Source organism: Streptomyces sp. NPDC002055 (assembly GCF_040296705.1).
Classification (GTDB): Bacteria; Actinomycetota; Actinomycetes; order Streptomycetales; family Streptomycetaceae; genus Streptomyces.
Genome location: NZ_JBEOXS010000032.1, coordinates 71,051 through 90,924 on the forward strand (window position 1 = coordinate 71,051; position 19,874 = coordinate 90,924).

A 19,874-nucleotide genomic window follows, 5' to 3' on the forward strand; every position below is an offset into this window, starting at 1 on the left:
GCCGGTGCCGCCCCAACCGGCACCGGCAGTCCTTGTCACAGACCGTTCCCGCGCGGCATCAGCTCTTTCAGGAGCACCACGCTCTCGTAGTTCGTCACACTCCACCGCCAGGACCCGACCGGCACGTACCCGCGTCTGCGATACCAGCCAACCAGCTCGACCGCTTCGACGGAGGTATCGACCACCACCTGCGAGGACCCGAGCTCGGAAATGCGTTCCTCTGCCAGGGCCAGCAGCCGCTGCCCCAGCCCCGTCCCTTGGCACGAAGGGTCTACGGCCAACTGCCAGAACGACCCCGACCCCGGCGGAGCCGGATACCCCTCCGGGGCCCCATGTGGAGCCGCCACCGTAACGGTGCCCACCAGCTCACCCGCTCGCAGAGCCAGCCAGCACTCGCCCCTGCCCAGCCTGTAGGCCGTGTCCTCCACCGACTGATACGAGGCAAAGAAGACTCGCCCTTCGGCCGCGTGGCCGGAATAGGCGCGGTGAAGCAAACGTGTCAGTCGCGCGACGGAGTCCCCCTCGGCGAACGACCGAACCACGATCGCTTCACCGGTGCCGAGCCGTGCCGACCTGACCGCTGATGATCCGCCCACACGATCAAGTATCGGCCGAGGGAGGATGTGCTGCCTGCTCAGCTGCCAGTTCGCCAACAGCCCGAGAGGCTGCAATCGGCCCGGCAGCCCCCGGTGATTGGCGGGGTGAGGGTCGGTGTTCGACGGGGAGTTCACGGGCGCGAGTGTCGTGAACATCGTTCACGTGAACACTGTCACAAGGCGGTGGCCGCGCCAGGACGACGACGGGGTCGAGGCGGAGGTGCGCGGGCCCCGCGGCACCGTGCGGGATCAGTGCGTCGCGGACTCCGTGCGCCCCGCGGCGACGAAGCGTTCCAGCGCCTCGACCACCAGCGCGTGGTCATCGGCCTGCGGCAGCCCGGACACCGTCACCGAGCCGATGACGCCCGCGTCCTGGACCAGGACGGGGAACGAACCGCCGTGCGCGGCATAGCGGTCCGGGTCCAGCCGGGAGGCCGCCTCGAACGTCGTGCCCTTCGCCCGGAACCGCGCCCCGACCAGGTACGAACTCTCGGCGTACCGCTCGACGACCCGGCGCTTGCGGTCGATCCAGGCGTCGTTGTCCGCGGAGGAGCGCGGCAGGGCGGCGTGGAAGACCTGCTGCGCCCCGCGGCGGATGTCCACGGCCACCGGCGCCTCGCGCAGCCGGGCCAGCTCCACCAGCATCGACCCCAGGTGCCAGGCGTCCTCGTGGGTGAAGCTCCGCAGCACCAGGCGGCGTTCCTGGGCCTCGAGCTGCGGGATGAGCGCCGCGGCCTCCTCTGCCGGGGTCACCGGGGAACCGCTGTCCCGCGCCGTGCCGCCGGGAGCGGCCCGGCTGCCTCGTTCTGCCCCCATCATGCCTCCGCTCCGATGCCGACCGTCCGGCCCTCGCGGGCCGAGACGCGCGCTGCTTCCAGGACGTCCAGGGTGGCCGCGGCCTCGTGTGCCGTGACCGGCGGCGGGGTGCCGTCGCGCAGGGCGGCGGCGATGCCCGCGTAGTAGGCAGGGTAGTCGCCGGGCAGGGTGCGGACCGGGGTGCCGCCGCCGGTCGCCGGGGACTCTCCCGCGGCGACATCCGGCGGCCCGGCGCCCAGCACGCCCCACAGGGCTTCCGGTTCCTCGCCCCAGCCGGGCGCGCTGCCCGGCCGCAGCCCCTCGCGCAGCGCGGCCTCCTGCGGGTCGAGCCCGTACGAGACGTACCCGGCGGTGCTGCCGAGGGCCCGGAACCGCGGGCCGAGCCGCGCGGTGAACGCGCTCACCCACAGATGGGAGCGGACACCGGAGGCATGGGTGACGGCGATGAACGTGTCGTCGTCCGCCTCCGCGCCGGCCCGGCGGACGTCGGACTCGGCGTAGACGCGGACGGCCGGGCCGAACAGCACCAGCGCCTGATCGACGACATGACTGCCCAGGTCGTACAGGAGACCGCCGATCTCCGCCGGGTCCCCGGACTCCCGCCAGCCGCCCTTGGGGCGCGGCCGCCACCGTTCGAAGCGGGACTCGAAGCGGTGGACCTCGCCCAGCGCGCCGTCGTCGATCAGCGCGCGGAGGGTGAGGAAGTCGTTGTCCCAGCGCCGGTTCTGGAAGACCGAGAGCAGCAGGCCGCGCTCCTCCGCGAGGGCCGCGAGCTCCCGCGCCTCGGCGGCGGTGGCGGCGAGCGGCTTGTCCACGACGACCGGGAGCCCGGCGTGCAGGGCCGCGGCGGCGAGCGGCACATGGGTGCGGTTGGGCGAGGCGAGGACGATCAGATCCAGCTCGTCCGCGCGGGCCAGGAGCTCGTCCGGCGAAGCCGCGAAGCGCACCCCGGGGTGCTCGGCCGCGGCCCCGGCGCGGCGCTCGGGATCCGTGGTGACCACGGTGTCCAGGGCCAGACCGTCGGTGGCGGCGATCAGCGGGGCGTGGAACACCGAGCCCGCGAGTCCGTAACCGATCAGGCCGACGCGGAAGGGGGTGCCGGGGCCGGTCAAGTCGCTGCCAGTCATGCGGGCCACTTAAGCAACGCTGTTGCCAAACCGCAAGCGGGAGGGAGAATGAGGGAGTGAACAGGGGACACTCCGGAGCCAACCTTCCCGCGCTGCGCAGCCACAACGCCGCGCTCGTGCTCGATCTGCTGCGCACGGCGGGCGCGGCCGGCATCAGCCGGCTGGAGCTCGCCGAGAGCACCGGGCTCACCCCGCAGGCGGTCAGCAAGATCACGGCACGGCTGCGGGAAGCGGGCCTGGCGGCCGAGGCCGGGCAGCGCGCGTCGACGGGCGGCAAGCCGCGCACGGTGCTGCGGCTGGTCCGCGGGGCGCGCGGCGCGGTGGGGCTGCACCTGGACCGCGACGAGCTGACGGCCGTGCTCACCGACCTGACCGGCGCGCCGCTGGCGGTCCGCACCGTCCCGTTCGACTTCGGCGCGGACGCCGCTGACGTGGTGGACGGGGCGGCGGCGGAGGTGCGGGCGCTGCTGCGGGGGGCGGGGGTTGGGGGTGGTGGCGCGGGGGCCGGGACGGGTGTCGGTGTCGCCGCCCCGGCCCCGGCCCCGGGTACGGCGCCCGGTGCGGTGGACGCACCCGGCGACGCGGTGTCCGGAACCGGGCCGGTGCCCGGCCTCGGCCCCGTACTCGGCGTCGGCGTCGCCTGCCCCGGGCCGCTGGACCACCGGACGGGCGTCCTGGGCCGGGTCACCGGATTTCCGCAGTGGGACGGCTACCCGCTGCGGGCGGCCCTCGCCGAACGCCTCGGGCTGCCCGTCGTCCTCGACAAGGACACCAACGCCGCCGCCCTGGGGCTCGCCCTCGCCACCGCGCCGCACTCCGGCCCGGGCTCCGCCGCACCGCACTCCGACGGAGCCTCCGCCGCGTCCTCGTTCGCCTATCTCCACCTCGGCACCGGCCTCGGCGCCGGACTGGTGCTCGGCGGCGGACTCCACCGCGGAAGCCGCACCGGGGCAGGGGAGTTCGGCCATCAGGTGATCCAGCTCGACGGCCCGCCGTGCGGCTGCGGCGACCACGGCTGCGTCGAGGCGCTGTGCCTGGCCGCCGTGGCGCGCGGCGACACCCCGGCCGCGGCCCGGGCCCTGGGCACCGCAGCCGCCAACCTCGTCGGGCTGCTCGACATCGACCGGGTGCTGCTCGGCGGCCGCACCGTGGTGGCCGCTCCCGAGGCGTTCGTCACCGGCGTGGGCGCGGTGCTCGCCGAACGCGCCGCCCGCGAGGGAGCCACCGCCCGCGAGGGAGCCGCCGCCCGCGAGGGAGCCGCCGGCCGCGCGGGCCGTCCGGTGCCGGTCGCGGTGGCGCCCGCCGGCGAACACACCGTCGTGCACGGGGCGGCGCAGCTGGTCCTCGCTCCGCTCTTCGGTCACGTGGCGGCGCGGCCCGGACCTGCTGAAACGCTCACCACCCCATCGGATCAGGAGATCGTGGGCTGATCGAGGGGGATTCGCCGCCGGGGCCGGCCGCCCCCGCCGTGGTGCGGCCGACCGGGCGCGCGCGGGTGGCAGGGTCCTGCCGGTACCGGTCGAACCCGACCGGCCGGCCCCGCGGCCGGCCGCGCGAACCTCGAAGGTGCCCCATGCGTCTGCGCACAGTCCTCGCCGGAGCCGCGACGGCCGCCCTCGCCCCGGTCCTGGTGCTTCTCGGGCCCGCCGGCGCGGCGGAGGCGGACCGGCCGCCGCACGACCGGGCATCCGGGCGGGGCCCGCAGTCGTACTGCGGGGACCCCAAGAGCCCCGACTTCCCCATCGAGACCCGGATCCACGGCGGCCCGGACAGCTACGCGGCGGGCGGCGACTGGCAGACCTGGAGTCTGGACCTGCGGAACACCACGACCGTGCCGTGCCGGGACGTCCATCCGGTCGCGGTCCTGGTGGACCACCGGCGCGTCCTCGACCGCGACCGCATCGACCTGGAGTTCTACGACCCGGGGCAGCGGGAGTGGCGGCCCGTCACCTTCGAGACCACCGACCAGGACGAACAGATCGCGGTGTTCGAGGACGGCGACCGCTTCCGGGGCTTCGCCGTGCCCGCGCGCCGGACCCTGACGGTGCAGGTGCGGATGCGGTTCTCCGCGGAGACCGGCGAGGACCGGGTGCGGGTCAACGTCGCCACGGTGCAGCGCCGCGCCGACGACGGGGACTGGGTCGGCGAGTCCAACGACTACGACTTCGCCATCCGCGGCGCGGACGGCACGACGGGCCTCCAGCCGGACCGCCCGGAGAGCCACGAGAAGCACCCGGAGAGCCACGAGAAACAGCACCCGCCGTCCCCCGACCCCAGTGCCTCGGACCTCCCGGAGCATCCGGACCGCCCGGAGCCCGGCCGGGAGCCCCGCCGGGAGTCCAAGGGGAACGAGGCGCAACCGGAACGGCCGCTGCCCGCCGCCGAGGCCGGCCGGGAGCTCGCCCGTACCGGACAGACGTCGCTGCGCTGGATCGCGGCCGGCGCCGGGGTCTGCCTCGCCGGCGGCGCACTCCTGCTGGCGCTGGCCCGCCGCCGGTCGCGCTGACGGGGACGCCCCTCGGCCCGCCCCGGACCCCGGCCACGGCCATCGCCCCCGCCCCGGACCCCGGAGAACGGCCGCCCGGCCGGGGATACCCGCCACCTGGCCTAGGCTGTGGGCGTCGGCGGGCACAGCGCGGTGCCGCCGGCAGGCCCCAGCACCGGCAGCACGGCAGGAGTCCGGCATGGCAGAGCGCAAGCCGATCGAGTCATGGCTCACCGACATGGACGGGGTCCTCATCCACGAGGGGATTCCGATCCCGGGGGCCGACGCCTTCGTCAAGCGGCTGTCCGAGTCCGGCAGGCCCTTCCTCGTGCTCACCAACAACTCGATCTACACCCCGCGCGATCTGCACGCCCGGCTGTCCCGGATGGGGCTCCACGTGCCGGTCGAGAACATCTGGACGTCCGCCCTGGCCACCGCCCAGTTCCTGGACGACCAGCGGCCGAACGGCACCGCGTACGTCATCGGCGAGGCGGGGCTCACCACCGCGCTGCACGACATCGGCTACGTCCTCACCGACTCCGAGCCCGACTACGTGGTGCTGGGCGAGACCCGCACCTACAGCTTCGAGGCGCTCACCAAGGCGATCCGTCTGATCAACGCGGGGGCCCGGTTCATCGCCACCAACCCGGACGAGACCGGTCCGTCCGCCGAGGGCGCCCTCCCCGCCACCGGCTCGGTCGCGGCGCTGATCACCAAGGCGACCGGCCGGGAGCCGTACTTCGTCGGCAAGCCCAACCCGCTGATGATGCGCGCCGGGCTGAACGCGATCGGCGCCCACTCCGAGACCAGCGCCATGATCGGCGACCGGATGGACACCGATGTGCTGGCCGGTCTGGAGGCCGGGATGGAGACCTTCCTGGTGCTCACCGGCCTGACCAAGCCGGAGGAGGTCGACCGCTTCCCCTTCCGCCCGTCGACCGTGGTCGACTCCATCGCGGACCTGGTGGACCGAGTGGCCGCACCTGACCACCGAACGGAGTAGCGGCGTCACGCTCCGGGTGCGGAGCGGCCGGGCGCACGTGAACCTGCTGACGTGAGGAGGAGGTTCACGATGCGATCTGTACGGTCTTCCGGACGGCCCCGGCGGCTGTCCCGCGTGACCCATCGCGCGGCTGTGGTCCTCGCCGCGGCAGCCCTGTGCTCGGCGACCGCGCTGCCCGCCGTCGCCGACGACCTCGACCCCGGGGTGCCCAGCACCTCCGCGGACGAGTCGCTGCTCGCCAAGCGCGACAGCAGCGGCACGCCCTCCGCGCCATCGTCCTCCGGCGGTGCGGAGGACCCGCTCGCCGATCCACTCGCCGATCCACCGGCGGAATCCGGTACCGATACCGGGCCCGACGCGGGGACCGGCACCGGCCCGGACGCGCTCGCCGACACGGGCAGTGACAGCGGCACCGGCACCGACACCGGCCGCGACACCGGCACCGACACCGGCGGCGACGCGGACACCGGCACCGGCCACGAGTCCGGCGCCGAACAGCTGAGGCTCAGCCCGTCCGTCGTCGCGGCCGGAGCCGAGGTCGAGGTCGAGGTCGAGGGCTGCCGCGGCACCAAGGTGATGGCCCGCTCCGAGGTGTTCGTCGAGGACGCCGAGCTCTCCGCCGAGGAGGGCGGCGGCGGCCACCACGCCGCGGCGAAGGTCAAGTCCACCACCGCGCCCGGCCGGTACAAGGTCCGCTGCGACTGCGGCGGCGAGGCCGAACTGACCGTCGTGGGCGAGGGCGAGACCCCGTCCGCGCCCGTGCAGGCCGGGGGCGGCGGCACCGCCGGACTCGCCTCCAAGGACGAGGACGGCCCCGGCGCCGTGCAGATCCTCGTCGGTGCCGGACTCGCGAGCGCCGCGGGCCTGGCCGTCGCGGGCATCGCCCTGCACCGCCGTCGCGTCCACTCCGCCGGCGACTGAGGCCGGGCGACCGTGGCCAACCGTCACTACCGTGTGCTGGGCCGTCTGGTGAGCTGTGGGACCTGGGCCGTCGTCCTGTCGGGGCTGTGGATGTGGGGCGTCGAGATCACCGACGGCCCCACCGTCGGACGCCCCGCGACCGGTGACGTGGCAGCGGTGGGACGCCCCGCCGCTGCCCCGTTGCCCGCGGCCCGCCTCCCGCTGACCGCGGCACGCCCGATGCGGGTCGCGATCGACTCCGTGGGCGTGAAGGCCCCGGTCATCGAACGCGGGCTGGACGAGTTCGGCGGAGTCGACCCGCCGCCGTTCGAGAGCCCGGACGTCGTCGGCTGGTTCAACGGCGGCGCCCCGCCCGGCGCCGCGGGCGTGGCCGTCCTCGTCGGCCACGTCGACACCCACACCGAGCCCGCGGTCTTCCACCGGCTGTCCCGGGTGAAGCCGGGGGAGAGGGTGCGGGTGCTGCGGGAGGACCGGTCCGTGGCCGAGTTCACCGTGGAGTCCGTCGAGGCCTTCAGCAAGGCCCGCTTCGACGCCCAACGGGTCTACGGCGCCCGCAAGCTCGACCGTGCCGAACTGCGCCTCATCACCTGCGGGGGCGACTACGACCGGAAGCGCCACACCTACACCGCAAACGTCGTGGTGTCGGCGTATCTGACCGGAACCCGGTCCGGCGGGACCACCACGGAGGCGAGGCTCTGAGAGCGGGCCCGGGGCGGGCACCCCGTGCGCCCGGAACGGCCCGGCTCCGTCCGTTCACGGCTCGTGGTGAACGGACGGAGCCGGGCCGTTGAACAGCCGAGCCGGGGCCGTGAACCGCTTCGATCCGGGCTGTAACAGCTGATCGACGATGCGCGGACGCCGTCGTGGTGCCTCGAACCGGTGTGCCACGATGGGGCGAACCGGTCTGATCCCAGGGGACCTGGGCATACGACCCAGGAAAGCAAGACCAAGGGGGAGTGGATGTACGGCAGTTACACCCGCCGGGGGCGTCGGGCCCGGGTGGCCCGGCTCATGGCGGGCACCGCGACGATGGGCGCACTCCTCGCCCTGTCGGGGTGCTTCTCCCCGTCCGACGACAGCACGTCCGACGCGGGATCGCGCCCCCGGCAGCAGCCGAAGGCGAAGGTCCCGTACTGGGTGAATCCCGACGGGAAGGCCGCCAAGGAGGTCGCCGCCCTCCGCAAGGACGGCCGCGGCAAGGACGCCGACCTGCTGGAGAAGATCTCCCGGCAGCCGGTCGCGGAGTGGGTCGGGGTCGACGACCCGGAGGGACAGGCCCGCGGCTTCACCGAGGCCGCGGCCAAGGCGGACCGCGACGCCCTGCTCGTCCTCTACAACATCCCGCACCGCGACTGCGGCCAGTACTCCAAGGGCGGGGCGGCCGACGGCAACGCCTACCGCGACTGGCTCGGCAAGGTGACCAAGGGCATCGGCGACCGCAAGGCGACCGTCGTCCTGGAACCGGACGCCCTGCCGCACGTCGAGGACGGCTGCACCCCGAAGAAGTTCCACGAGGAGCGGTTCGCCCTGCTCAACGAGGCGGTGCAGAAGCTCGGGGAACTGCCCGGCACCAAGGTCTACCTGGACGCGGGCAACCCGCACTGGATCAAGGACGCGGGCCGGATGGTCGAACCCCTGAAGCGGGCCGGCATCGACCGGGCCGACGGCTTCGCGCTCAACACCTCCAACTACCAGACGACCGCCGAGAACACGAAGTACGGCAAGAAGCTGTCGGCCATGGTCGGCAACAAGCCCTTCGTGATCGACACCAGCCGGAACGGCAACGGCCCGGCGCCCGGCCGCGAGGACCCCGAGGCCTGGTGCAACCCGAAGGGCCGCTCGCTCGGCGAGCCCCCGACGACGAAGACCGGCGACGCCCTGGTCGACGCCTACCTCTGGGTCAAGCGGCCCGGCGAATCCGACGGCGACTGCAAGGGCGGCCCGCCCGCGGGCCAGTGGTGGCCGAAGTACGCCCTGGAGCTGGCGCGCAACGCGGAATGACACCGGAGGCCGGGCCCTCGCCGGCCGGGGCGCAAGCCACCTCCGGCCCGGCGGGGCTCGGCAAGATGCTCGGGACTACAGAAGGCCGCGTAGCGTTACTTCGGCCTTGTCCACGGCTTCGGTGAGGGCCTGCGCATGTGCTGGTGGAAGAGTCCCGGTGCCGAGTCCTGATGCGGTGAGTACGGCGTCGAGTTTTTCACTCTGTTCACTGGTCAGGTGGGAGCCGACCCTGTCGTGGTTCAGGACGTCCCGGGCGGCGTAGGCGTCGAGGAGGGCTACCTCGGCGAGGGCGTTTTGCAAGGGAGTCACGTCTTGGCACGTCTGATCGCGTACCAGATCGAGCGCTGCCAGTCCGGCTCTGATCTGGAACGCTGCTGTCGGGGCGTCGGGCGCAGCCAGCAGCGTGGCTGCTCCTTGCAGAGCGAGCTGCAGCTCCGGCTCCGGCGCAGGCGAGCCTGCGGGCCGGCAGGAAATGCGCAGGAGGGCCGCGATGGCGGTCTCCCACGGCTCCGTCGGGACAGTGGAGTCGATCGTGTCGCGGGCCTGCTGGTCGAGGCCGTGTTCCATCAGCGACATGATCTTGATTTGGCGGCCGTCGAGGAGGCGGTTTCCGATGCCGCGGTGCTTGGCCATGGCGTCGGCGGCTTCGGTCCAGCGGCCGATCCGTGCCAGGGCGCGGGCGCCGTCGACGAGCACAGTGATCCACAGTTCCTGGCAGACCTTGCGGTGGTCCGCCTCGGTGTCGGTCAGCTCCGGTAAGTCGACGGTGTGTCCGTGGATCTCGGCTGCCTCGCGCTTCTGGGCGGCGCGGTAGAGGCGGGTGAGGATGTCGTAGGCGGCTTCGCCGTCGCCGTCACGGGTCAGGAGCCGGGAGATGTTGATGAGGGGCATCAAAGACATCACGGCGATATCGCTCGTCAGGCGTGGGGCGTCCGCGAAGACTTGGTGTTGTCGCCAGCACAGGTCGGCTGCCAGGTCGGGCATCCCTACGTCGGAGGCGATCAGCGCAGCGTAGTTGAGGACCCCGCAGGCACGGGCCACCAAGTCGTGGTGGCTCGCGCCTGCGGGCGCGACGGTCAGCCCGTTGAGGTGGGTGATGCGGTCGTCCAGCGGGAGCGCCGGAGCCTTCGGGCGCCGGACCAGAGGGATGCGGCCGGCCATCGCGGGAATCATCGGCTCAGCCCTTGCGCGGCCAGTCAATGACGAGACGGCTGTACGTCTTGTCGATGATGAAGCGCGGGTCAGCCGCCGTGAGCTTGTCGCGGACGTCCCCGACCGCCATGCGGAAGGCGGGCTCCGGCCCGGTGTTGCCCCAGCCCGCCTCCCAGTCGCGGATTTCGCTCACGACCTGTTCGGCGAGCGCGTCGCGGCGGGAGCCGTGGCCGATGACGCCGATTTCCCAGAACCGGCCCTCGTCGTCCTCGCCTTCGCGGATGGTCAGGTAGGCCAGCGAGTCGTCGTCGAGCGCGGCCATGGAGCCCCAGCCGAAGTGCGGGGTGAAACCGGGGCGAGCGCCGGGCAGGCGCGACAGGCCGTTGGGCAGCATGCAGGCCAGGTAGAGGTACAGCCACTGCCACGGCGATCCCGCGCGGAACTTGACCCCGGTGTAGATCTTGGTCTGCGGCTGGTCCAGGACGGTGCGGATCGCGTCGCGGTCCACGTTCTGCTCGCTGAAGGTTTCCAGCCGAACGTTGCCTTCTCCGGCCATGGGGACGAGGGTGTAGATGTCGTCGCAGACGCCCTTGCGCAGGGGAATGAAGGTGGCCATCTCGCAGGAGACGGTCTTCCAGGTGTCGCCGTCCCGCTCGAAGGCGAAGCTCCGGCTGATGCTGCCGCGAATCCGCATGGGCAGAACCAGGCGTCCGCCGGGGGCGAGCTGGTCGAGGATCTTCACCGGCACGTCACCCGCGCCGACGGTGAACTGGATGCGGTCATACGGGGCGTGCTCGGGAAGGCCGGCGGCGCCGTCGGCCAGCATGGCGGTGACGTTGGTGGCTCCGGCCTGAGCGAGGTTCTTGCTCGCGCCGGCGATGAGGTCCTGGTCGACGTCAAGGGTCCACACGTGCCCGCTGGGGCTGACGAGTTTGCCCAGCAGGTTCGCGTTGTAGCCGGTGGCGGCTCCGGCCTCCAGGACCTTGTGGCCGGGCCGGGCGCCGAGCTGTTCGAGCTGGGCGGCGACGATGGACGGTGCGGAGATGCAGGAGATCATCTCGCCGTGCTCGTCGTGCTTGATGGGCACCGCGTCCTCCGTGTACGCCGACTCGATGTCGACGCCGGGCAGGAACTGGTGGCGATCGGTGGTGCGGAAGGCGTCGATGGTGGCGGGGGAGCATAGGTGGCCGCTCTCCACGAGGCGGTTCGCCAGGGATTCGCGCAGGTCGGCGGGGTCGGCGACGGGTGTCACGGTGGTCTCCATTCGAGCGAGGTCAGGGTCCGCAGAAGTGGACCGGCGGGTAGACACGTTGGCGTCTTCCCGTGTGGCAAAGGCGACTTGGCGGCCCAGCCACGCGGTGGCGGCCTGCTCGGTGGCAGGCACGCCGGCGCGGTTGAACGCGAAGATCGCACCGGTGGCCTGCTGCTCGGCGACGAGGCGGTCCAGCACGGCGGCACGGGGGGCGCTCGGTGCGCAGTCGCAGCCGTGGCCTGTCGGCCGGTTGTGGCGCCGGCCAGTTCGCCGCCGCTGAAGGGCGGCTACGCGATGCCCGGCGGAGTTCGGCTGAAAGCAGCCCCAGCAGCCCCAGCAGCCCCAGCAGCCCCAGCAGCCCGTGGAGCTGGCGTGGTGTGCTGCGATGGCGGCCGGCGTGGGATGCGCGCCTGTGCTTGGCTGAGTTCTCCGACGGCGCGGAGCAGGCTCCGGACGAGGCGAGCTGTGCTCTGTGCGCGCTGGGCAGCCCAGCGCGGCTCGACCGTCGACGGCAATGGCGGCAGATTGAGGCGCCGCGCGCCTTCGCCGAGTGTGGCCCGTGCCCCCGCGCTGGGCCCGAGGTCCGAGGCCGGGGGGACATCCCGGCACAGGCGGCAGAGGTCGGTGTGGATGACCCGGCCGTAGGCAGCGAGCTGCGCAGTTGTGTTCAGCGCGACGTCCGTGGCTGGGAGGCCGTCGGTCACGCCCCATGCGAGCACCCTGTCGATGGTCGCCTGGATCTCGATCTTGTCGGGGAGGGCGGGGGCCAGCCACGCGATCACCTGGTTCGCGGTGAGGATTTCGAACTGCCATGCGCGCGTGATCAAGTGGCATGGGTTGTGGGCCCGCAGGCTGGCGAGGAGTGCGCGGCCGTCCGCACGGACCTCGGCGACCGGCCGCTCCAGCTCCGTGGCCATCCGCTCGACCCCTGCGCCTCGCGCGATGAGCGGAACCATGTCGCGCTGCTCGCGCGGCAGGAACAGTGCCTCGGGGTCCAGCAGCGGCGGGCGGGTGATGGCGTTCGTGGTGTAGCCGACGGCGACCGCGGTCGGGGTCTCGCGCACACCGTGCAGCTTCCGCTTCGCGGTCTTGAGGTAGCCCGAGGCGGTGCCCTCGCTGATCCGGAGGCTGTGCGCGACCACCCCGAGAGCGCTGCCGACGGCCAGACCTTCGAGAACCTGCTGCTCTCGGGGCGCGAGGAAGACCCTCGCCACGGTCCTGGTGATGGTCACTGCTGAGGCTCCTTGGCGTGCGTGGGTAATCTGTTGGCACAGCTCGGTGAACCGCTGCTCGTCGGCTGCCGAGCGCTCGCGCGCAACGTGCCGGCACGCCCGGTCTGAATCGATGTGCTGTTCATGCGGCCCCATCGGTAGAGGCCCGGATCTCGAACCAGACGTCCTTGCCGTCCAGGGTGGGCTCGACACCCCAGGCGGCCGCAGTCCCGCTGAGCAGGAACATGCCGCGCCCGCTCTGGCTCATCCAGTCCGGCTGCTTGACGACGGGAAGCTCTCGGCTGGCATCGCTCACCGTGATGCGCACGGCGTCGGCGTTGCCCTGGAGCGTGAGCACGCAATCCGGTGAGCCGGTGTGCTTGAGCACGTTGCTCAGCAACTCCGTGGCGCACAGGGTCGCAGGGGCCACCATCGCCTCACAGCCCCACCGTCGCAGGTGGACGGCCACGACCCGCCGGATGCCCGCGAGCGAATCCGGACGGACGGTCAGTTCTTTCCTATATTCATTCGCAACCGCCGTACTGGTGCTGGTTGTTGAGAATGAATCGTTCGGATGGCTCATGACTCGCCGCCCAGACCGCCACGGCGAGCGAAGCGATCGCTTCGCCTCCGGCTGGCCCGGTAGTGATCGGCGTAGGGTTTGCGAACCGCTCGGTCGGTTGTCCTCGTCCTCATCCGGCACCTGTCGCAGTAGGCAGTACGGGAGCTTCTGACTGGGCGCCGCTGCCTTCAGGGCTGTCGACGGGTGACGGCCCATCGGACCGCGCAGCAGGCGCACGCCAGGTTGCACCACGCGATTGCCCGCCTCTCATGAAGCAGCGCCTGCGCGGCTCAACAAGCGTGACGCAGACTCCAGTTAACATTCAAGGGAGCGCACGAAGGAGTGAGCACCTTCGCCCGCATTGGCAAGTGCCCCGTGACCGACAAAGGGTGTTGCATGGGAGGCGGAGCGTGCCAAACTCCGGACTGAACCCCGCGTCTTGTGGACAGATACTCTTTGCTACCGGACAGGGGCCTCGATCCGACGGACAGCACACCGAAGTGAGGGGACAGGTGGCCGCACGACGAGGACCGACATACCTCCGGGTCATGCTCGGCAAGGAACTCCAAACACTGCGCCAACGAACAGGCGAGACCGCAGAGGCTGTGTCGGTGGCGCTCGGCTTCTCTCGCTCCAAGATCAGTCGAGTAGAGGCGGGCGACATTCCGCTTCCCAAGCTCGCCGATCTCGAAAAGATGCTCGACCGCTACGGAGTCAGCGACCCTGATGACCGTGCCGAGCTTCTGAAGATGCAGCGCGACTCCTTGAGTAAGGAGCCCTTCATCTCGTACAGAAGCGTGCTGCCCTCCGGGGTAATGATGTACGTCGGCTTGGAGCGCGACGCGGTCAAGATTCGCGGATACGAGAACAACGTCGTTCACGGCCTCCTTCAGGACGAGTCCTACGCCCAGGCACTCGCAGGTTCCGCGAAGATCGTGGAAGAACGGACCACCGAGTTCGTGGAGCGCGGGGTCCGGCTGCGCATGGAACGCAAGGAGCTTTTGTCGTCGGGAGGCACCGAGGTGCACATAATCCTGACGGAGAGCACGCTACGCACGGTCGTCGGTTCAGGCGATGTGATGCGAGCGCAGTACGCGGAGATCATCCGCCTCAACGAACTCGACAACGTTGAGGTGCAGATCATCCCTGAAGATCTGCCCACCTACCGAGCTGCGTTCAACTTCACGGTTCTGGAGTTCACGGACCTCGACCCGGTGGTCCAAAGCAACAGTGCCAAGGCCACGACCATGTGGTCGAAGGAGTCGGATGTGGGGCAGTACCGAAGGCAGTTCGATGCCATGGTCAAGTCGGCGCCCGGCCCCTCTCAGACGCCGCAAATCTTGCACGCCCTCGAAAAGAAACTATGGACATGACTGATCACAGGCACTTCCCCGTCTCCACCAACCTGGCGCCCGAGGAGGACTGGACGAAGTCGTCATACAGCTCGCAGGACAATCAGAACTGCGTCGAGACGGCCGAGCGCGGGGGGCTGATCGGCGTGCGCGACTCCAAGGACAAGAAGGGGCCGGCCCTGGCCTTCACCCCCGCTGCCTGGACTGGCTTCATCGATCTGGTGAACTCAGGCGAAGCCGACTTCGGCGTAGTCGACGGCTGACCAGCGCGCCCTTCGACCTGTAGCCGTCCACCTAGCCCCAACAGATTGCTGACGCCGATGCGCCCCGGAACCCGAGACCGGTCCGGGGCGCATCGCTGTGCGGGAGGCGCGGTGGGGTGTGTGCCTCGCCGGCTACTCGTCCAGGTAGAGCAACGCGGTGATCGTCTTCTTGCACACGTCGCAGTGCATCGGCGCTTCGATGCTCGCCAGGTCGCACTCGATCGAGGTGATGCGGTCCACCACTCCCGTTTCGGCCTCGCCGCACCAGGCGTCATGCCAGCGTTCGGTGTTCTCCTGGAGCCGCGAGACGTAGCCGCGGGTCATGTCGTAGAACGCCCGGACGCCGTGCTCTTTCATGAAGCCCCAGTTGAATTCCAGGCTCTTGAGCACCACAGGGAACGGGTGCAGTGCCTGGGTGCGCCCCCAGGTCTCCAGCACGTCCGCGACGCCCAGCCGGCCGGCCCGCTCGTCCAGGACCGTCCACATGCCCGAAGCGTCATAGTCACCCAGCACCTGGTCGAGGATCCCTGCGCAGCGGCGCAGGTTCGCCTTCTTCGCCTGGAAGACTCGGGCGACCTCGTTGCGCGCCTCAGCCGCCGGCTCCTTGCGGGCCTTGCCGATCGCCCGGGTTAACTCCGTGCTGAGTGCTGCCTCATCGCACAGTGAGTCTCCGAAGCTGAGCCAGGGGTCCGGAAACCCCCGCTCAGCTGTGATCTGGAAGATCCGATCGCCTTGCGTACCCATCCGCTACTCCTTGAAGGTCGGCAGCGGAATGGGTCCGCTGCGCGTCAACTGGATGGTGCGCACCGCCGCGCGAGCTCCGCGGCGGCCTGGTCGAGCGGGACCTGGACCTGCTCACCGCTGTCCATGTCCCGCAGCGTGACCGAGCCGGCTTCACGCTCCGCCTGGCCGTAGATCACGCAGAAGCGGGCCCCCTGATCAGCGGCCCACTTCATCTGCTTGGCGAACTTCCCACTGGACCCCAGGTAAACACCCGTTCGAACTCCGGCTCGGCGGATTTCAGCCGCCACCCGGAAGCTGTCCGCAGACAGGTCCTCGCCCATGACCGTGACGGCCACATCGATCTGCGAGTAGCCGCCCTCCTCGCCCTGCTCCAGCAGCGGCAGGATGCGCTCAATGCCCAGCGAGCCGCCACAGGCCGGGGAGTCCTTGCCGCCGAGCCGCGCGATGAGACCGTCGTACCGGCCGCCGGACGCGATCGACCCCGGCATGCCCGGCGCGGTGACCTCGAAGATGATTCCCGTGTAGTAGTCGAGGCCACGGACGAGGTTTGGCGCGAAGCCGATTCGCTCGGCGGGGATGGCGTCCTTGGTCAGCTCCAGCAGCCGGTCCACCTCGGCCAGGCCCGCCTGACCGACCTCGCTGGACTTCAGCTCCCCCCTGATCCGCTCCACCGCGTCCGGCGACGTCAGGTCATCCACCAGGCCCTGCGCCACCTCGGACGACAGTCCGCGGCCCGTGACCAGCTCCTCGACGACAGCTTCCGGGGACAGCTTGTCGAGCTTGTCGAGGGTGATCAGCACTCCGGGCCCCAGGTCCGTGGGGACGCTGTATGCCTCCAGCAGACCGAACAGAACATGCCGGGAGTTCAGCAGGAACCGGAACTCCGGCACGCCGAGGGCATCCAGAGCGTCGTGAAGGGCCAGGACGACTTCGGCGTCGGACAGCGGAGAGGAGGAGCCCACGATGTCCAGGTCGCACTGCACGAATTCTCGGAAGCGCCCCTTGCCCGGCCGGTCAGCCCGCCACACCGGATCGATGGCGTACCGCTTGTACGGGGAGGGCAACTGGCTGCCGTAGGCCGCCACCGCGCGAGCCAGGGGCACGGTGAGGTCATAGCGGAGAGCAAGATCAGCCTCGCCGGTCGCCTCATGCTCACCACGCCGGAGGATCTTGAAGATCAGCTTGTCGCCCTCGTCGCCGTACTTGCCGGTGAGAACGTCCAGCCGCTCGAACGCCGGCGTCTGGAGGGGCTGAAAGCCGTAGCGGCCGAACACTTCCCGGATCGTCGCGAACGCGTGTTCCCGCCTCTCGTGCTCGGCGGCGAGGAAATCGCGGGTGCCGGACGCGGGCTCAAACTGCTTCAACGAGGCCATGCCGTCATAGTCCCGGAAGCCGGGCGCCGCAGGCAAAACGCCTCGTTAGTGTCCCCGAAGATCAAGCCGAACAGGCGGACCCATGCCCCCCCGGGGAGACGCGACGCCCCCGCACGCCCGTCGGAGCCGTGCCCGTCCCGGGACACACCGTCCCTGGGACTCATGCGCTCCCGGACGTCGAACAACCGCAGGGTGCAGCGGCGTGTCGCGGTCCCGACACACGAGACGGGGCCGCAGCCGAAGAGCTGCGGCCCCGTCTCGGGGGAGTACCGGAGGCGGGCGCCTACGGCACCTCGACCCAGCGCGCCTTGGACGGCGTGCCCTTGCCGTCGTTGACGAACAGCATGTACCAGCCCGAGGGGACCAGCGAGCGGTCCCGGGGCACGGTCACCTGGATCCCGTCCGCCGTGCGCTTCACGTCCAGGGCGATGGACCGCTGGTCCACATCGGTGACGTGGGTGACGGCGCTGGGGCGCATCAGCCGCGCCGTCTTGATCTTCTCCGGGTGCTCGGTCCCGAAGGTGGCGGTCCCGCCGCGGCGGACCTGCTTCGGGCCGGAGGTGAGCTTCGGCCGCGAGTCCCGGTAGAGGTACGGCGGGGTGTAGATCTCGATGCGCTTCTCGAAGACGCCCGGCTTGGTGTTGTCGTCGTCGGCGTAGAGCGAGTCCGAGCCGAAGATCATGACCCGGCCGTCCGGCAGGAGCACGGTGCCGGAGTGGTAGTTGCGGCCCACGGTGGGGTCGGCGACCCGGCGGAAGGTGTCCTTCTTCGGGTTGTAGAGCTGGGCCTTGAGGATGTTGCTGCCGCTGCGCCCGCGGTAGTCGCCGGAGCCGCCGGAGACGAAGACCGTGTCGTCCGGGAGGATCGAGCCGCCGGGGTAGCGGGTGCCCTCGGACAGCGGTGCGCCGTCCCGGAAGCGCGGGTCGCGCTTCTTGAGGTCGACCAGCCGGGTCTTCTCGGAGGACTTGGTCGACTCACCGACCCCGCCGCCGCCGATCACCATGAACTTCTGCTCCTGGGCGGGCGGCAGCATCACGGACATCGAGGTCTCCAGGACGTCCGGGTCGCTCATGCCGCGCACCGGGGAGAACCGGTTGGTGTCCACGTCCCACAGGCCGGGGGTACGGCCCTGGGTGGCCGGGCCGTAGCCCGCGTTGGAGCCGGTGTAGAAGATCTTGCCGCCATTGGTGAGGAACAGGGCGGGGTAGGTCGGGAAGAAGCGCTGCTTGGGCAGGTAGGCCCACTTCTTCGTCTTCGGGTCGTAGACCTCGTTCTTGCCCGGGACGACCTGCCCGATCTCGTCGAGGCCGGAGACCGAGAGGACCTTGCCGCTCTTCAGCGTGGTCAGCGTCGGGTACCAGCGGGCCTCGTGCATCGGGTCGACCCGGATGTACTTCTCGGCGACCGGGTCGAACTCGAAGGAGTCCTTGATCCCCTGGAAGTCCTTCTTGTCGAACGAGAGCTTGTTGGCGATGCCGTAGAGGTTCTTCGCCTCGGAGCCCTTGAGCCCCTGGATGCGGTAGTTGTCGGTGTCGCCGGTGGAGTACTGGCGGCCGCGCTTCCGGGCCTCGACATAGACCCGCGCCTCGCTGGCGGTGACGGTCGCCCGGCCGGTCACCGGGTCGACGCGCTTCTTCGCCCGGGGGACGAGCAGGTTGTCCTTGGACTCGAAGATCTTGCCGCTGCTCTTGCCGGTGAAGAGGGTGCCCGGGGGCAGGGTCTTGGGGGCGTCCGGGTTCTCGTTCTTGACGATCATCAGGCCGCCGGCCTTGTTCACATCGCCCTGGAGCTTCTCGTAGCGGGCGGTGCCGCCCGCCACCAGCAGCTTGCCGTCGGGCAGCTGGGTGTGCCCGGCGCAGAACATGTCCTTGGGGGTCGGAATGTTCTTGTAGGTGTTCGTCTTCGGGTCCCACAGGACCGAGCGGAAGGTCTTGGACGCGAACATCTTGGCGTTGTTGCCCGATCCGGCGATGAGCAGCACCTTGCCGGTGTGCAGCAGCGCGGCGTGGATCGAGTGGATCTGGTTCTTCTGCGGGATGTCCAGCAGGTCCCAGTGGCCGTTGTCCGCTTTGTACTCCGGCCGGTTGATCGAGTACGTGTGGTACTTCTCCGTGCCGAAGCGGTAGAGGGCCGGACCGTTCATTCCGGCCACGACGAGTACCGCCGTCGCGCCGATGGATATGCGTCGGACGCGGCGGCTCGGACGGTACTTCATGTGTGACGTCCCCCAAGGGCGATCTGCATGGTCTCTTCGTTGCGGGTCCGGGCGGGCTCGGGCTGCGGGCCCGCGGACGGCCGTTCACCGTCCCCCGGGCCGCCGGAACCGCGGGAGGCGCCGCCCCCGGACTGCTTCTTCCGCTTCTCCTGCCGGAGGGTCCAGGCCCAGGCGAGGATCGGCGAGGCCGTGATGATCAGCGCGAGCGTGGCCCAGATGATCATCGCGGGGTGGCTGTGGCCGAAGTAGAAGGAGGACGCGAGGGACCCGCCGAAGATCAGCATGAAGAACATGTGGATCCGGAAGGTGCCGAAGAGAGTGTCCGGGCTGGACGAGTCGCCCTTGGGGGTCACCACGAACTTGCTCTTGCGCCGCAGTACCGCGTCCATCAGCGAGCGGGCGTAGATGGGGGCGGACAGCGCCGACATCACCATGCCGGCCACGCCGCCGGAGCCCTCGGGCTCGTGGGGGGAGACGTTGTGCCGCCGGTTCCAGATGTACAGCCCGATCTGGAGGGCGGAGGCGTTGCCGTAGAGCATCATCCACATCGCCGGGTCGATCTGGACGCCGGAGGCGCCGAACCCGAGGAACAGCGCACAGCTCAGGGCCGCGAGGATCCAGTTGAGCGCCGATATGGGATAGAAGATCACCATCAGCGTGTAGTTGAACAGCTTGCCCGGCGGCAGGCTGAACGGCGCCTTCCAGAACTGCTTGAGGATGGTCTCGTAGGTGCCGCGGGACCAGCGGAGCTGCTGGGTGAAGAAGTCGGTCCAGGCGGTGGGGCCTTCGCCGACGGCGAGG

The 19,874-nt window shown here is 70.7% G+C and carries 19 protein-coding genes; 8 read left to right on the forward strand and 11 right to left on the reverse strand.

The window, feature by feature from the left end:
- Positions 1-35: 35 nt before the first annotated feature.
- The 3 genes from ABT112_RS20920 to ABT112_RS20930 all read right to left on the reverse strand — a co-directional run bounded on the left by ABT112_RS20920 (position 36) and on the right by ABT112_RS20930 (position 2,539).
- The gene (locus ABT112_RS20920; RefSeq protein ID WP_351511679.1) at positions 36-752 is read right to left on the reverse strand and encodes a GNAT family N-acetyltransferase; all 717 of its coding nucleotides are present in this window, start codon (positions 750-752) and stop codon (positions 36-38) included.
- Between the two features lie 93 nt (positions 753-845).
- The gene (locus tag ABT112_RS20925) at positions 846-1,412 is read right to left on the reverse strand and encodes a heme-degrading domain-containing protein (RefSeq protein ID WP_351511681.1); all 567 of its coding nucleotides are present in this window, start codon (positions 1,410-1,412) and stop codon (positions 846-848) included.
- Positions 1,412-2,539 carry a Gfo/Idh/MocA family protein gene (locus ABT112_RS20930; RefSeq protein WP_351511682.1) on the reverse strand — a complete coding sequence of 376 codons (1,128 nt, stop codon included), beginning with the start codon at positions 2,537-2,539 and terminating at the stop codon, positions 1,412-1,414. Before ABT112_RS20930 ends, ABT112_RS20925 begins: the two co-directional genes overlap by 1 nt.
- Before the next feature lie 56 nt (positions 2,540-2,595).
- Between ABT112_RS20930 and ABT112_RS20935 the strand changes: the two genes are divergently transcribed.
- From ABT112_RS20935 to ABT112_RS20960, 6 genes are all read left to right on the forward strand, one after another.
- On the forward strand, positions 2,596-3,969 hold the full coding sequence (locus ABT112_RS20935) for an ROK family transcriptional regulator (protein WP_351511684.1): 1,374 nt from the start codon (positions 2,596-2,598) through the stop codon (positions 3,967-3,969).
- 143 nt (positions 3,970-4,112) lie between these two features.
- Positions 4,113-5,045, forward strand: coding sequence for a hypothetical protein (locus ABT112_RS20940; protein ID WP_351511685.1), 933 nt, complete (start codon positions 4,113-4,115; stop codon positions 5,043-5,045).
- A 178-nt stretch (positions 5,046-5,223) separates the two neighbouring features.
- A complete protein-coding gene (locus ABT112_RS20945) occupies positions 5,224-6,027 on the forward strand; it encodes an HAD-IIA family hydrolase (protein WP_351511687.1) in 804 nt (267 codons plus the stop codon).
- 114 nt (positions 6,028-6,141) lie between these two features.
- Positions 6,142-6,948, forward strand: a complete 807-nt coding sequence (locus ABT112_RS20950) for a hypothetical protein (protein WP_351511689.1) — start codon at positions 6,142-6,144, stop codon at positions 6,946-6,948.
- A gap of 12 nt (positions 6,949-6,960) precedes the next feature.
- A complete protein-coding gene (locus ABT112_RS20955; protein WP_351511691.1) occupies positions 6,961-7,647 on the forward strand; it encodes a class F sortase in 687 nt (228 codons plus the stop codon).
- A 261-nt stretch (positions 7,648-7,908) separates the two neighbouring features.
- Positions 7,909-8,949: a glycoside hydrolase family 6 protein gene (locus tag ABT112_RS20960; RefSeq protein ID WP_351511692.1), complete on the forward strand. Its 1,041-nt coding sequence runs from the start codon at positions 7,909-7,911 to the stop codon at positions 8,947-8,949.
- Positions 8,950-9,024: 75 nt separating this feature from the next.
- On the opposite strand, the gene ABT112_RS20965 is transcribed toward ABT112_RS20960, so the two are convergent.
- From ABT112_RS20965 to ABT112_RS20980, 4 genes are all read right to left on the reverse strand, one after another.
- Entirely contained in the window at positions 9,025-10,110 is a 1,086-nt protein-coding gene (locus tag ABT112_RS20965) for a hypothetical protein (protein ID WP_351511694.1), read from the reverse strand.
- Positions 10,111-10,126: 16 nt separating this feature from the next.
- Entirely contained in the window at positions 10,127-11,551 is a 1,425-nt protein-coding gene (gene fxlM, locus ABT112_RS20970) for a methyltransferase, FxLD system (protein ID WP_351511696.1), read from the reverse strand.
- An 89-nt stretch (positions 11,552-11,640) separates the two neighbouring features.
- On the reverse strand, positions 11,641-12,585 hold the full coding sequence (locus ABT112_RS20975) for a LuxR C-terminal-related transcriptional regulator (RefSeq protein ID WP_351511698.1): 945 nt from the start codon (positions 12,583-12,585) through the stop codon (positions 11,641-11,643).
- Positions 12,586-12,706: 121 nt separating this feature from the next.
- Positions 12,707-13,147 carry an ATP-binding protein gene (locus ABT112_RS20980; protein WP_351511700.1) on the reverse strand — a complete coding sequence of 147 codons (441 nt, stop codon included), beginning with the start codon at positions 13,145-13,147 and terminating at the stop codon, positions 12,707-12,709.
- A gap of 527 nt (positions 13,148-13,674) precedes the next feature.
- On the opposite strand from ABT112_RS20980, the gene ABT112_RS20985 reads away from it, so the two are divergent.
- The gene (locus ABT112_RS20985) at positions 13,675-14,499 is read left to right on the forward strand and encodes a helix-turn-helix domain-containing protein (protein ID WP_351511702.1); all 825 of its coding nucleotides are present in this window, start codon (positions 13,675-13,677) and stop codon (positions 14,497-14,499) included.
- On the forward strand, positions 14,496-14,741 hold the full coding sequence (locus ABT112_RS20990) for a DUF397 domain-containing protein (protein ID WP_351511703.1): 246 nt from the start codon (positions 14,496-14,498) through the stop codon (positions 14,739-14,741). Before ABT112_RS20985 ends, ABT112_RS20990 begins: the two co-directional genes overlap by 4 nt.
- A gap of 132 nt (positions 14,742-14,873) precedes the next feature.
- On the opposite strand, the gene ABT112_RS20995 is transcribed toward ABT112_RS20990, so the two are convergent.
- The 4 genes from ABT112_RS20995 to ABT112_RS21010 all read right to left on the reverse strand — a co-directional run.
- On the reverse strand, positions 14,874-15,485 hold the full coding sequence (locus ABT112_RS20995; RefSeq protein ID WP_351511705.1) for a hypothetical protein: 612 nt from the start codon (positions 15,483-15,485) through the stop codon (positions 14,874-14,876).
- 44 nt (positions 15,486-15,529) lie between these two features.
- On the reverse strand, positions 15,530-16,858 hold the full coding sequence (hisS, locus tag ABT112_RS21000; protein ID WP_351511707.1) for a histidine--tRNA ligase: 1,329 nt from the start codon (positions 16,856-16,858) through the stop codon (positions 15,530-15,532).
- A gap of 283 nt (positions 16,859-17,141) precedes the next feature.
- Positions 17,142-19,073: a radical copper oxidase GlxA gene (glxA, locus tag ABT112_RS21005; protein ID WP_351511709.1), complete on the reverse strand. Its 1,932-nt coding sequence runs from the start codon at positions 19,071-19,073 to the stop codon at positions 17,142-17,144.
- Positions 19,070-19,874 (reverse strand): glycosyltransferase family 2 protein (locus ABT112_RS21010; protein WP_502975402.1); only part of this gene is annotated, 805 nt, incomplete at its 5' end. The genes glxA and ABT112_RS21010, both read right to left, overlap by 4 nt.